At 58.1% G+C, this 14609-nt stretch carries 9 protein-coding genes; 1 reads left to right on the forward strand and 8 read right to left on the reverse strand.

What is annotated here, in order from left to right:
- Positions 1–722, forward strand: a 722-nt coding sequence (locus ABLU78_RS22570; RefSeq protein ID WP_348820667.1) for an MFS transporter, incomplete at its 5' end; no start/stop codon positions are given.
- A gap of 34 nt (positions 723–756) precedes the next feature.
- Here the strand turns inward: ABLU78_RS22570 and yegS are convergent.
- The 8 genes from yegS to ABLU78_RS22610 all read right to left on the reverse strand — a co-directional run bounded on the left by yegS (position 757) and on the right by ABLU78_RS22610 (position 14446).
- Positions 757–1650, reverse strand: a complete 894-nt coding sequence (gene yegS / locus ABLU78_RS22575) for a lipid kinase YegS (RefSeq protein ID WP_015706070.1) — start codon at positions 1648–1650, stop codon at positions 757–759.
- Between the two features lie 257 nt (positions 1651–1907).
- Positions 1908–3269 carry a tRNA 5-hydroxyuridine modification protein YegQ gene (gene yegQ / locus ABLU78_RS22580; RefSeq protein ID WP_032708727.1) on the reverse strand — a complete coding sequence of 454 codons (1362 nt, stop codon included), beginning with the start codon at positions 3267–3269 and terminating at the stop codon, positions 1908–1910.
- A gap of 145 nt (positions 3270–3414) precedes the next feature.
- Positions 3415–4137: a two-component system response regulator BaeR gene (baeR, locus tag ABLU78_RS22585; RefSeq protein WP_015365781.1), complete on the reverse strand. Its 723-nt coding sequence runs from the start codon at positions 4135–4137 to the stop codon at positions 3415–3417.
- Positions 4134–5588 carry a two-component system sensor histidine kinase BaeS gene (gene baeS / locus ABLU78_RS22590; RefSeq protein ID WP_015706068.1) on the reverse strand — a complete coding sequence of 485 codons (1455 nt, stop codon included), beginning with the start codon at positions 5586–5588 and terminating at the stop codon, positions 4134–4136. Before baeS ends, baeR begins: the two co-directional genes overlap by 4 nt.
- The gene (locus tag ABLU78_RS22595; protein WP_048229056.1) at positions 5585–7000 is read right to left on the reverse strand and encodes an MFS transporter; all 1416 of its coding nucleotides are present in this window, start codon (positions 6998–7000) and stop codon (positions 5585–5587) included. Before ABLU78_RS22595 ends, baeS begins: the two co-directional genes overlap by 4 nt.
- Before the next feature lies 1 nt (position 7001).
- The gene (mdtC, locus tag ABLU78_RS22600) at positions 7002–10079 is read right to left on the reverse strand and encodes a multidrug efflux RND transporter permease subunit MdtC (protein WP_015365784.1); all 3078 of its coding nucleotides are present in this window, start codon (positions 10077–10079) and stop codon (positions 7002–7004) included.
- Positions 10080–13202: an MdtB/MuxB family multidrug efflux RND transporter permease subunit gene (locus ABLU78_RS22605; RefSeq protein ID WP_048229054.1), complete on the reverse strand. Its 3123-nt coding sequence runs from the start codon at positions 13200–13202 to the stop codon at positions 10080–10082.
- Entirely contained in the window at positions 13202–14446 is a 1245-nt protein-coding gene (locus tag ABLU78_RS22610; protein ID WP_048229053.1) for an MdtA/MuxA family multidrug efflux RND transporter periplasmic adaptor subunit, read from the reverse strand. Before ABLU78_RS22610 ends, ABLU78_RS22605 begins: the two co-directional genes overlap by 1 nt.
- Positions 14447–14609: the final 163 nt, after the last annotated feature.

Here is a 14609-nt window from a genome sequence, read left to right on the forward strand (position 1 = left end):
GGCTGATTGCCCTGGCGGCGCTGCGCAACACCGAAACCCCGCGCCATATGCAGAATCTCACCACCCGCGAGAAGTTCTCCGAACTGGGGCGCGCGGTGACCCTTATCTACACCAACCGCAGCATTATGCTCTCCAGCATCGTGCGTATTATCAACACCCTGTCGCTGTTCGGCTTCGCGGTGGTCATGCCAATGATGTTCGTCGATGAGCTTGGCTTCACCACTTCCGAATGGCTGCAGGTGTGGGCGGCGTTCTTCTTCACCACCATCTTCTCCAACGTCTTCTGGGGGATTGTGGCGGAGAAACTGGGCTGGATGAAAGTGGTGCGCTGGTTCGGCTGCATCGGCATGGCGCTGTCGAGCCTGGCGTTTTACTACCTGCCGCAGCACTTCGGCCATAACTTCGCCATGGCGCTGGTGCCGGCGATTGCGCTGGGGATTTTCGTCGCGGCGTTCGTGCCGATGGCGGCGGTGTTCCCGGCGCTGGAGCCAGAGCATAAAGGGGCGGCGATTTCGGTCTACAACCTGTCGGCCGGGCTGTCGAACTTCCTCGCGCCGGCAATTGCGGTGGTGCTGCTGCCGCACTTCAGCACCATCGGCGTGGTGGTGGCCTATACCGCGCTCTATCTGCTGGCGTTTTGTCTGTGCCCGTTTATTCGCGTCGATCAGCCGGGCTTTGCCCGTAAGGCAAGCGGCGTCAGGGAAGGGGTAGAATATTCATAACGTTATCAGGGCGGGTATATCCCGCCCTGATGTTTTAACGCAGTAACATACAGTCCGGCGGCAGACGGCAGCGTAGCGCCTCGCCGAGGATTTCCATCCGGAAGGATTTGCCGCTCAGCGGTTCGCCATCCAGGTTGAAGGTCATTTCATGGGCGGCGGTGACTTCAAACCACGGCGATACGCCGTCGATCAGATTTGGCGAATTATCGGGATTAGCGAGGGTGCTAAACAGCGCAGGCAGCAACTCTTCGCCGGTAAAAATACGCAGATGCAGTAGCCCGTCGTTAATTAATGCTTCAGGACACAGCTGCTGACCGCCACCGGCCTGGCGGCCATTGCCGATGCCGATAACCAGCGCGTCGCCCTGCCAGTGAAAGTTCTCGCCGCGAATTTCGCAGCGGTCCGGCTTTAGGGTATCCATGCGGGTCAGACCGTGAATCAGATAGGAGACGCCGCCGAGCGCGGCTTTTAGTTTTTCCGGCGTTTCGGTGGTGATACGGGTACCAAAGCCGCCGGTGGCCATATTGATAAATCCGGCCTCGTTATTCACGCGAACCACATCAATAGGGACGTCGCGCCCGGCTATCGCCAGCTTCAGCGCGCTGGCTAAATCCTGCGGGATGCCGACGCTGGTGGCGAAATCATTGGCTGTGCCGAGGGGGAGTATTCCCAGCGCCATGTTGCTGCCGCGCTGGACCAGCGCGGTGGCGACTTCATTAATCGTGCCATCGCCGCCGCCGGCAATCACCGTCGCCACCCTGAGCGTTTCGGCTTCCTCGACAAAACGAATCGCATCGCCTTTCTCCCAGGTCACGCGGACGTGTATCTCGATACCTTCTTCGCGCAGGAGATTAACGGCTTCGCGCAGTTGGGGCTCATTCGCGCCTTTACCGTTGAGAATTAATAAGCTGGCTGGAAATTGGGTCATCCTTTATCGCCTCATTCTTAGTCGTCATCCTCAGTGTATCGCATGAATGGCGTCATGGAATAAGAAAGTCGGGAAAATGGGATGCATAAAAAATAAGCCCGCGTAAGGGAGATTACGCAGGCTAAGGAGGTGGTTCCTGGTACAGCTAGCATTTATGGGTTATGTTTTTCAGCGAAATGGATGATACCTGCTTCGAACGAAACGGTATGTGATCCGATTCTAATATCCATACATAATGAAAAAATAACGCCAATAAACTAATTTTTATGCGGATTGCGCGTCGACTCGCCGTTAAAATTACGCATCAGCAACCCATACTCCAGCGCCATATCCTCCGGCAGCGGCAGCCAGACGATATAACCGTCTCCCGGCGCGACAGGCATTGCTTCGCCTTTGGCGTTCTCCATATGTTCGAGCGTAAAGTTGACGTTACCTTGCGGAGTCATGACCTCCAGGCTGTCGCCGACCGAGAACTTATTTTTCACCGCCACTTCGGCCAGATGACCATGACGCTTGCCGGTGAATTCGCCGACAAACTGCTGGCGTTCGGAAACCGAATAGCCGTATTCATAATTCTGATAGTCGTCGTGGGTATGGCGGCGCAGGAAGCCTTCGGTATAGCCGCGGTGGGCCAGACCTTCCAGCGTCTCCAGCAGACTGGTGTCGAACGGTTTACCGGCGGCGGCGTCGTCGATCGCTTTACGGTACACCTGGGCGGTGCGCGCGCAGTAGTAGAAGGATTTGGTGCGGCCTTCAATCTTCAGCGAATGAACGCCCATCTGGGTTAGACGCTCAACGTGGGCAATAGCGCGCAGATCTTTGGAGTTCATGATGTAAGTGCCATGCTCATCCTCAAAGGCGGTCATATACTCGCCCGGACGTTTGGCTTCCTCAATCATAAATACCTGGTCGGTTGGCGCGCCGATACCGAGAGTCGGTTCAACGTTCTGCACCGGGATAGGTTCATGCTTGTGGACGATATTACCCACGTCATCTTCTTTGCCTTCCTGGACGTTGTACTCCCAGCGGCAGGCGTTGGTACAGGTGCCCTGGTTAGGGTCACGTTTATTGATATAGCCGGAGAGCAGGCAGCGGCCGGAGTAGGCCATGCACAGCGCGCCGTGGACGAAAATCTCGATTTCCATCTCCGGCACCTGGCTGCGAATTTCGGCGATCTCGTCCAGCGACAGTTCGCGGGAGAGGATCACGCGGGTCAACCCCATTTGCTGCCAGAATTTCACCGTCGCCCAGTTGACGGCGTTGGCCTGTACCGACAGGTGGATCGGCATATCAGGGAAGTTTTCCCGCACCAGCATGATTAAACCAGGATCGGACATAATCAGCGCGTCCGGGCCCATTTCCACTACCGGTTTGAGATCGCGAATGAACGTTTTCAGCTTGGCGTTATGCGGCGCGATGTTAACCACCACATAGAATTTTTTCCCCAGCTCATGGGCCTCATTGATGCCGAGCTGCAGGTTTTCGTGGTTGAATTCGTTGTTGCGTACGCGCAGTGAGTAACGCGGCTGGCCGGCGTAGACCGCATCGGCGCCATAAGCGAAAGCGTAACGCATATTTTTCAGCGTTCCCGCCGGGGAAAGAAGTTCCGGTTTAAACATGATTTTCTCGTTCTGATGACAGGTCAGACTCGCCGCACCAGGTACGGCGATTCGGGGGAGTGTCCCCACATTAAGGGCGGGCATTGTAGCGCTGTGGAAAGAGGGAGTAAACCTTCGCGCCTCTCTGCGCTAAGAGGCGCGATGTTCAAGCCATTCTACAGGCGTCGGCTTCCCAGCGATAGCCAACGCCGTAGACGGCGCGAATAAACGACTGCTCCGCGTCCAGCGATTCCAGCTTACGGCGCAGGTTTTTAATATGGCTGTCGATGGTACGGTCGGTAACTACGCGATAATCGTCGTACAGATGATTGAGCAGTTGTTCGCGGGAGAAGACTTTACCCGGCTCCTGCGACAGCGTTTTTAATAGCCGAAACTCGGCGGGAGTCAGGTCCAGCATTTTTTCGCGCCACGAGGCCTGGAAGCGGCTTTCGTCAACAATTAGCGGACTTTGCGCATCCAGAGCCTGCAGGTCGCGCTGTGGTTTACAGCGACGCAGGATCGTCTTCACACGGGCCACGACTTCACGCGGGCTGTACGGTTTGCAGATATAGTCATCGGCGCCGATTTCCAGCCCCAGCAGGCGATCGATCTCCTCGATTTTGGCAGTGACCATCACAATCGGTATCTCGGAAAATCGGCGGATTTCGCGGCACAGGGTCAGGCCGTCGGTGCCCGGCAGCATTAAATCGAGCAGGATCAAATGCGGGGGCGTCTGGCGGACGTAGGGCAGTACCTGATCGCCATGCGCAATGAGCGTTGGCGCATAGCTCGCAGCTTGCAAATAGTCGATCAACAACTGACCGAGTTTGGGCTCGTCTTCCACGATTAAAATGCGCGGCGTGTTTTCATCAATAGGTAATTCGCTCATACATCCCTCGATAAATCCTGTTCCAGAGGTAACTCTACTTTAATGCTAACCCCGCCAAAAGGCGAATGACCGGCGTTCAGGCTGCCGCCGTGGGCGGCGACGATATTCATACAGATTGCCAGCCCAAGACCGGATCCACCGCTGGCCCGGTTGCGTGAGCCCTCGGTGCGATAAAAACGCTCGCAGAGCCGCGCCAGCTGCTCGTCGCTAACGCCGGGGCCGCTATCGGCGAAATCGAGCGTCAACATGCGACCATTTTGTTTGGCGTCAATCTGCAGGCGGCCGCCGCTGTCGGTATAGCGTAGGCTGTTTTCCAGCAGGTTATTGAACAGCTGCATCAGACGATCGCGATCGCCGAAAACAATAGCGTTATCCGGCAGCGAGACGCCGATGGTCAAGCCGCGGCTGGCGAAACGTTCGCGGAACGCCCCTGCGGCGACCTCCAGCAGCGCAATTAAGTCCACCGACTCTTTCTGGTAGGCTAACGCGCCTTCATCGGACATCGACAACTGATGCAGATCGTCCACCAGCTTGGTAAGCGTGCCGACTTCCGCCTGCAGCGAAGAGATCGAATCCGGGGTGAATTTACGCACTCCGTCCTGAATAGCCTCCAGCTCGCCGCGCAGGACCGCTAGCGGCGTGCGGAGTTCATGCGAAATATCGGCCATTAAATCGCGGCGCATCTGTTGGTTACGCTCAAGCGTACTGGCAAGCTGGTTAAAATCCTGCGCCAGACGGCCCAGTTCATCCCCGCCGGTGACCGTGACGCGGGTGGAGAAATCGCCCGCCGCCAGCTTATGGGTGCCTTCCACCAGCCGTTTGACCGGCGCCAGCAGCCCGCGGGCCAGCGGGAAGGTGGCCAGCGCGGCGAGGAGGGTGGCAAGGGCGACAATCAGCCAACTGGTGCGTTTTTGCTGGCGGTCGAAATTAATATCCGTGTTGCGCGTGAGCCGCTCAACCGGCGAGGCGATCACCGCCCCGACGGTCACGCCGTCGACGACAATGTTACGGCGGGTACCGTCCTGCGGGACCGGCGCCCGCGGGCCTACCAGCACGCGCCCTTGTTGATCGACAACCCAAAATTGCGTGCGCCAGCCGTGCGGCGGCATATCGGGCCGCGGGCCAGGGCCGGGCATTGGCCCTGGCTCGCCATGCGGGCCCGGCCCACCCGGTGGACGTTCGTCGTTATCGCGCTCGAAGGTGCGCAGTAACTGGAAGATAAAACGATCGTTGTTGCGCAAAAATTTCCAGTCGCCGTGCTGCTCGTACTGTTCACTCAGCGCGTCGCCGAGCATCGTTAGTCGTTGTTCATTACCGCGTTTAATATAGTCGATAAAGCCGCGCTCAAAGCTGATGCGCACCGCCCAGTGCATGCTAATCAGCAGCACGATACAGGTGGCGAAAATAGCCAGGAACAGCTTACCGGTGATACCCGGGCGCCAAAGTTTCACGATTCACTCCTTTTGCGTCGGCGGATGACGGTGTTGCTGCCGACATCGTTCGGTACACGGGAAAAGATGAGCGCCGGGAGAGCGATAATCACCGCCATGCTCAGATAGGTGTAGAGGAAAATCTGCTGGACAGCTGGCGCATCGGCGCTGATATGCTGCTGGCCGTACATGCCGAGCAGTAGCCCGGCGATGGTCACGCCGATGCTCATCGAGAGTTGCATGACCATTGAGAGCAGGCTGTTACCGCTGCTGGCCAACTCATCAGGCAGGTCTTTTAGCGTCAGAGTGTTCATCGACGAGAAACGGCTGGAGTTAATCATGCCCTGCAGGAACAGCACCAGCGGCAGCAGCCAGTACCAGCCGGCCAGTGCGACGGCCATGAACAGTAAACTCACCAGCGCCAGGCCGAGCGTCGCGAAAACCAGCACGCGGCGATAGCCAAAGCGATTCACTACCTGCACCACGATGCGTTTCATCCCCATGCTGCCCAGCACCATGGGGATCATCATCAGCCCGGCGTGGAACGGCGAGAAGCCGAGGCCAATTTGCAGGAATACCGGGGTCATAAACGGTAACATCCCGCTGCCGATACGCCCGGCGAAGCTGCCGCCAAGACCGAGCGAGAAGGTTTTATTGCGAAACAGTTTGAGGCTGAACAATGCGTTAACGTTGTCACGGGCGTGCCACAAATAAAAAACTATCGCCATCAGGCCGCCGACGACCAGCACGGCGAGCAGCAGCGGCGAGATACCCAGCCCTTTTTTGCCGTCAAGCGCCAGCGTCAGGGCGGCCATTCCTGTCGCCAGCAGAATAAAACCAAGGATATCAAAGCGCCGGGTCTGCAGGGTGTAGTTCGGCATCAGGCATAATGTGGCGATAGCGCCGATGATGCCAACCGGGATGTTAATCAAGAAAATCCAGTGCCAGGAGGCATATTCGACCAGTACCCCGCCAAGCGCCGGGCCGAGCAGCGGTCCAACCTGGCCGGGCAGGGTGACGAAGGTCATCGCCGCCATATACTGATCGCGTGGAACGATTTTCATCACCGTTAGCCGCCCGACCGGCACCATCATCGCGCCGCCGACACCCTGCAGCACCCGGGACATCACTAACTGATCGAGAGTGCTGGCCTGGGCGCAGAACAGCGAACCGGCGGTAAACAACACAATGGCGCTGAAAAAGATATTGCGCACGCCAACCCGGTCCGCCAGCCAGCCGCTGGCCGGCAGCATGACCGCCACCGTAAGCACATACGAGACCACTACCATATGCATGTGCAGCGGGCTTTCCCCAAGGCTTTTGGCCATCGAGGGCAGAGCGGTGTTGACGATGGTGGTATCCAGCGACTGCATAAAGAAGCCGAAGGCCACAATCCATAACTGCCAGCGTACGCTGGCGGGCAGATCTGTCATCTTATTCGCTTACCGGTTGAGCAGGCTTGCGCGTAAAACGCAGCCGCAGACGATCAAAGAACAAATAGACCACCGGGGTGGTGTACAGCGTCAGCAACTGGCTCATGACCAGACCACCGACAATGGTGATCCCCAACGGCTGCCGCAGTTCGGACCCGTCGCCGCCCGATAGCACCAGCGGCAGCGCGCCGAATAGCGCCGCCAGGGTGGTCATCATGATCGGGCGAAAACGCAGCAAACAGGCCTGGAATATCGCTTCTTCCGGCGGAAGATTGCCGGTACGCTGCGCTTCAAGGGCGAAATCGACCATCATGATGGCGTTTTTCTTTACGATGCCAATTAATAGCATGATCCCTATCAGGGCGATTAGGCTGAATGGGGCGCCAAATAATTCCAGCGCCAGCAGCGCGCCAACCCCCGCTGACGGCAGGGTTGAGAGAATGGTTAACGGATGCACGTAGCTTTCGTAGAGGATCCCCAGCACGATATACACCGTGGCGATGGCGGCGATAATCAGGATCACCTGTGAGTTCATCGTCTGCTGGAATACCTGTGCGGTGCCGGCAAACGATCCTCGCACGCTCGACGGCACGCCAAGCTGGGTCATCGCCCGGTCAATGGCGTCGCTGGCTTCCGACAGCGATTTGCCGGTCGGCAGGTTGAAGGAGATGGTCGAGGCGGCCGATAGCCCCTGGTGGTTGACCGAAAGCGGTGCGTTCGCCGGTTGCCATTTGGCGAAGTATGACAGCGGGATGGGTTTACCGTCGTTACTAATGACAAACATTTGCTCCAGCGCGCTAACGTCCTGGGTATAAAGCGGATCGACTTCCATCACCACTTTGTACTGGTTCAAAGGTTGATAGATGGTCGAGATCTGCCGCTGGCCGAAAGCGTTGTTTAACAGGCTGTTGGCATCCTGCACGCTGACGCCCAGGCGTGACATGGTGTCGCGGTCGTAGACCAGATCCATCTCCGCTCCGTTATCTTGCTGATCCGAGTTAACGTCAGCCAGTTCCGGCAGTGCCGCTAGCGCCTTGCGGATTTTTGGCTCCCATTCACGCAGCGCCGACAGATCGTCCGATAACAGGGTGTACTGATAGCTGGCGTTCGACTGACGTCCGCCAACGCGGATATCCTGCACCGCCATCAGGAACAGATTAGCGCCGGGCTCTTTCGCCAGTTTTTTCCGCAGCCGGTCGATGATTTGCTGCGCCGTTTCGTGGCGTTGGTCGCGCGGTTTCAGGGTGATAAACATCATACCGCTATTCACCCGCGAGCCGCCGGTAAAACCGGTCACGTTATCGACCGCCGGATCCTCGCGGATGATCTTCATAAAGTCCTGCAGTTTGCCGCGCATCGCCTGGAACGAAATACTCTGATCCGCCTGAATGCCGCCCATCAGCACCCCGGTGTCCTGCTCCGGGAAGAAGGTTTTCGGAATGGCGATATACAGCCACACGCTGAGCGCCATCGTACCGAGCAGCACCAGGCCAGTCAGGCGACTATGCTTCAGCACCCATTTTAACGATTTGCCGTAGCCGCCCTGAATAGTGACCAGCAGGCGGCCAAAGCCACGCTTGCGCGTTGGTTCATGAGGTTTGCCGCTTTTCAGCAGCCAGCCGCACATCATTGGCGTCAGCGTGAGCGACACGGCGAGCGAAATACCGATCGCTACCGATAGCGTGACGGCGAACTCGCGCAGCAGACGACCCGGCAGGCCGCCCATCAGCAGCAGCGGTAAGAACACCGCCACCAGCGACAGGCTCATCGACAGCACGGTAAAGCCGACTTCACGGCTGCCCTGTAACGCGGCCTGCAGCGGTTTCATTCCCGCCTCAAGATGGCGGGAAATATTCTCCAGCACCACGATGGCGTCATCGACAACGAAACCGGTGGCGATGGTCAGCGCCATTAACGACAGATTATTGAGGCTGAAGCCGCACAAATACATCGCGGCAAAGGTACCGATTAACGATACCGGTACGGCGACGGCCGGGATAAGCGTTGCGCGCCCGGAGCGCAAAAACAGAAAGACCACCAGAATCACCAGTGCGACCGAAATCACCAGCGTTTGTTCGACCTCTTCCAGCGAAGCGCGGATGGTGGGCGAACGATCCTGCGCAATCTGTAAATCAATGGCGGCGGGGATGGTACGCTGTAGTTCCGGCAGGCGGGCGCGAATGCTATCAACCGTCTGAATGATGTTGGCTTCCGGCAGCTTGCGGATCATCAATAGGATCGCCGGTTTGGCGTTGGTCATCCCGGCGTTACGCACATCCTGCACTGAATCCGTCACTTTTGCCACGTCGCCAAGGCGTACCGCCGCGCCGTTATTGTAGTGGACGATCACCGGCAAATATTCCGCCGCGGTTTTCAATTCATCGTTGGTCTGCACCTGCCAGCGGTGGGTCTTATCTTCCAGCGCGCCCTGCGGGCGACGCACGTTGGCGTTATCAATGGCGCTGCGCACGGCGTCCAGTGAGACGCCCTGGTTAAATAGCGCCTGCGGGTTAAGGTCGACGCGCACCGCCGGCAGTGAGCTGCCGCCGACGTCGACATCGCCGACGCCGTCAATCTGCGCGATGGTTTGCGCCAGCTGGGTTGACGCGAAATCGTACAACTCGCCTTGCGAATAGGTATCCGAGGTGAGCGTCAGGATCATGATCGGCGCATCGGACGGGTTAGCTTTGCGATACGTGGGGCGGCTGGGCATCCCGCTCGGCAGCAGGCTTTGCGCGGCATTAATCGCCGCCTGCACGTCGCGGGCGGCGCCATTAATATCGCGATCGAAATTAAACTCCATGATGATGCGGGTACTGCCAAGCGAGCTCGACGAGGTCATTTCATTGACCCCGGCAATGCGCCCCAACGAGCGTTCCAGCGGTGTTGCCACCGACGAGGCCATGGTTTCGGGCGAGGCGCCGGGCAGCGAGGCGCTAATCATGATCACCGGGAAATCCACCTGCGGCAGCGGTGCGACCGGCAGCAGGCGGAATCCGAGGATCCCGCATAGGGTAATCGCCAGCGAGATAAGAATCGTCGCCACCGGCCGATAAATGAAGAGAGCGAAGAACTTCACTTACGCCTCCTCTTCACGACGCGGGAAGCGGCTCTTCATATACAGCGATAGCCGGTCGAACAGCAGATAAATCACCGGCGTGGTGAATAACGTCAGTACCTGGCTGAGCATCAGACCGCCAACCATACCAATCCCCAATGGGCGGCGTAACTCGGCGCCGACGCCGGTGCTGAGCATCAAGGGCAGCGCGCCGAGCAGGGCGGCGAGGGTGGTCATCAGAATCGGACGGAAGCGCAGCAGGCAGGCCTGATAAATGGCTTCGCGCGGCGGCATTCCCTGCTCGCGCTCGGCGGCGAGGGCAAAGTCAATCATCATGATGGCGTTTTTCTTCACGATACCAATCAGCAGAATGATGCCGATGATGGCAATCACATCCAGCTCGCTACCGGCCAGCCATAGCGCCAGCAGCGCCCCGACGCCAGCGGTCGGCAGGGTAGAAAGAATGGTGATGGGATGAATGAAGCTTTCGTACAGCACGCCGAGGACGATATACATGGCGACGACCGCCGCGACGACCAGCCAGACGGTGCTACCGAGCGCCGACTGGAACGCGAGCGAACTGCCCTGGAACTGGGTGCGGATGTCGCTTGGGAAATCCAGCGACTGCTCGGCTGACAAAATAGCCTCTACCGCTTCGCCGAGGGAGTAGTTATCCGGCACGTTGAATGAAATGGTGGTCACCGGGAACTGATCGAGATGGTTCACCGACAGCGGGGTAAAACGCTGCTCGATGCTGGCGATGGATTTCAGCGGCACGATACCGCCATCGCTGCTGGTGAGGCGGATATTATCCAGAGCCGCCAGCCCCGGCGTCGCCTGGGTGTCGTGCTCCAGTACCACGCGATATTGGTTGGCCTGGGTATAAATTGTCGAGATCAGCCTTTGGCCAAAGGCGTTATACAGCGCGTTATCGACATCCGCCATGGAAATACCCAGCCGGCTGGCGCTATCGCGATCGACTTTAATATAAGCCGCGAGCCCTTTATCCTGCCAGTCGCTGCTGACGTCGGCAAGCTGAGGTAAGGATTGCAGGCGCGACAGCAATTGCGGCACCCAGTTGCTCAGCGCATCAAGCGAGTTAGCCTGCAGGGTAAACTGATACTGAGTGCGACTGACGGTGGTATCGATAGTCAGATCCTGCGTTGGCTGGAGATAAAGCTCAATACCCGGTACGCTAGCCACCGATTGCTGCAGACGGCTGATGACCGTTTGCACGCGATCGTCGCGTTCATCCAGTGGTTTGAGGTTAATCTGCAGACGCGCGCTGTTCAGCGCCGGATTGGTGCCATCAACGCCGACGAACGACGTCAGGCTTTCAACCGCCGGATCTTTCAGAATCAGATCGGATATCTGCTGCTGGCGTTGCGCCATACTGGCGAACGACACCGACTGCGGGGCCTGTAACGTGCCCTGAATAATGCCGTTATCCTGGATTGGGAAGAAGCCTTTCGGGATAAAGACCCACAGCAGAATCGATAACGCCAGGGTGCTTAACGCCACGCTCAACGTTAGCCATGGGTGGTTTAGTACCCGGCTTAGCCAGCGGCCATAGACGGCAATCACCCGCTCGAAGAAACGCTCGCTGGCCCGCGAAAAGCGGTTTTGTTTGCGCAGCGATTCGTGGCTTAACATCCGCGCGCACATCATCGGCGTCAGGGTCAGCGAGACCACCGCCGAAATCAGAATCGCCACCGCCAGGGTAATGGCGAATTCACGGAACAATCGCCCAACGATATCACCCATAAACAGCAGCGGAATCAGTACGGCAATCAGCGAGAAGGTTAATGAAATAATCGTGAAGCCGATTTCCCCCGCGCCTTTCAGCGCGGCGGCAAGCGGTTTCTCACCTTTTTCAATGTAGCGGGAGATATTTTCAATAACCACGATGGCGTCATCGACCACGAAACCGGTGGCGATGGTCAATGCCATTAGCGTCAGGTTGTTAATCGAAAAATCGAGGAACACCATAACCGCGAAGGTGCCGACCAGCGACAGCGGCACGGCGACGCCGGGGATGATAGTCGCCGGGACATTGCGTAAGAAGAGATAAATGATCATCACCACCAGCGCGATGGCCAGCAGCAATTCGAACTGGGTATCGCTGACCGACGCGCGAATATTGGTGGTGCGGTCAGAAAGCACCTGTACCTTAACGGATTTAGGCAAGCTCTCGGTCAGTTGCGGTAGCATCTGGCGGATGCTGTCGGCAGTGGCGATGATGTTCGCTCCCGGCTGGCGTTGGACGTTCATCACGATCGCCCGCTGCTTATTGGCCCACGCCCCCAGCCAGGCGTTCTCGGCGCCCTGTTCGATGGTCGCGATATCGCCAAGACGGATCGGCGCGCCGTTCTGATAGGCGACAATCAGCCGACGGTAATCTTCCGCCGACTGCATCTGATCGTTGGCGGAAAGGGTGACCGCGCGGGCCGGGCCGTCAAGGCTACCTTTTGCTGAATTCACGTTGGCGCTGGTAATGGCGGTACGCACGGTTTCGCTGGTCAAACCTAACGCGGCGATCGCCTGGGCATTGAGCTTAACGCGCACCGCAGGACGTTGGCCGCCGGCCAGCGTCACCAGGCCGACCCCGGAAACCTGAGATATCTTCTGCGCTACCCGAGTTTCCACCATATCTTCAACCTGCGTCATCGGCATCGCGCTGGAGGTCACGGCCAGGGTCATGATCGGCGGATCCGCCGGGTTCACTTTGCTGTAAACCGGCGGGTTGGGTAAATCAGACGGCAGCAGGTTGGTCGCGGCGTTGATGGCCGCCTGCACTTCCTGTTCGGCGACATCCAGCGCCAGGGTCAGTTGGAACTGCAGAGTAATGACCGACGCGCCGCCCGAGCTTTGTGAGGACATCTGCTTAAGGCCGGACATCTGACCAAACTGGCGTTCCAGCGGTGCGGTAATCGATGACGTCACCACATCCGGGCTGGCGCCGGGGTAGAGCGTTACTACCTGAATGGTCGGGTAGTCAACTTCCGGCAGCGCGGAGACCGGCAGGAAGCGATAGCCGATGATACCGGCCAGCAGAATGGCGACCATCAATAGCGTTGTCGCCACCGGACGCATAATAAACAGTCGGGAAGGGCCGCCCGTACTGCTTGGGGGTAATACTTGCATCAGGCGCCCGCTCCGTTTTTACCACTCGGGCGGGTGGTAGGTTGTTCCTGCACGGCGCTGTGAGCTTCGACGACTTCGACCTTAGCGCCTTCCGTCAGGCGATCGATACCATCGGTCACCACCCGGTCGCCCGCTGACAGCCCGGCGTTAATCACCACTTTTTGGCTATCCTGAATACCCGGCGTGACCGTATGTTTACTGACTTTATTCTCATTGTTCAGCACCCACACGAAGTGCCCCTCGTTGCCCATTTGTAGCGCGGCGGTGGGGATCACTACTGCATCCTGCTCGGTATCCACCAGCATTCTGGCATTGACGAACTGATTCGGGAACAGCGCGTCATCGAGGTTATTAAAGCGCGCTTTAAGCTTAATGGTGCCGGTGGTGGCATCGATTTGGTTATCGAGGCTCAGCAGGCTGCCTGTACTGATCTTCTGTTTATTGGTTCGGTCCCAGGCCTCGACGCTCAGCGTTTTACCGGCTTTCTGCGCCTGTACCACGGTGGCGATATCGCTTTCCGGCAGGGTAAAGACCAAATCGATAGGGTGGGTTTGCGTGAGAACGACAATGCCGGTGGTGTCGCCACTGGAGATTTGGTTGCCGATGTCGACCTGTTTCAGGCCCACGCGGCCGTCAATCGGCGCGGTGATGCGGGTCCAGTCCAGCTGCAGTTGCGCACTGGCGACGGCGGCCTGATCGGCTTTAACCGTACCGGCGGATTCAACCACCAGCGACTGCTGGGTATCCAGCTCCTGACGGGAGATAAGATTGGTTTTCACCAGTTGTTGATAGCGAGCGAGATCGCGGCGCGCGTTAGCGAGGGTGGCGTTATCTTTGGCAAGCTGCCCCTGCGCCTGGGCCAGCGCGACCTTGAACTGGCTGGGATCGATTTGCGCCAGCAGATCGCCGGCTTTTACCTGCTGACCTTCCTGGAAATGGATACTCAGTAACTGGCCGTCAACCCGACTGCGCACGGTCACGGTGTTCGCCGCGGCGATAGTCCCCAGGCCAGTAAGGTAGCGGGGGACGGATTCGCTGGTGGCGGTTGCCGCCTGCACCGGGGCCAGCGTGGCCCCAAAACGCCCATGACGCGCCCCGGCAGGCGCCTTTGCTCCTTGCTGACTCGCGCCAGCAGCGCCTGCGGTTGTCTCTTCGGCGCGATCGTACCAGAACCAATAGGCGGCTCCCGCCGCCAAAATTACCGTCAGGACTATTCCCCAACGAAGTGTGTTACTGCTTTTCATTATTTTGCTATCTCATTCTGAAGCTTTCGCTGAATGATACTAGTTTAGTAACGGAACGCCCCGCAAAAATGGAGGAATTATGAAAAGCGCGTATGGAAAGGTCTGAATTGGCGGGCTTTCACGAGGAGGCTCGCAAAGCCGAACGCTGAAAAGAAATGTGTCA

Origin of the sequence: Klebsiella sp. JN_Kp122 (assembly GCF_040062085.1) — a bacterium.
GTDB lineage: Bacteria > Pseudomonadota > Gammaproteobacteria > Enterobacterales > Enterobacteriaceae > Klebsiella > Klebsiella aerogenes.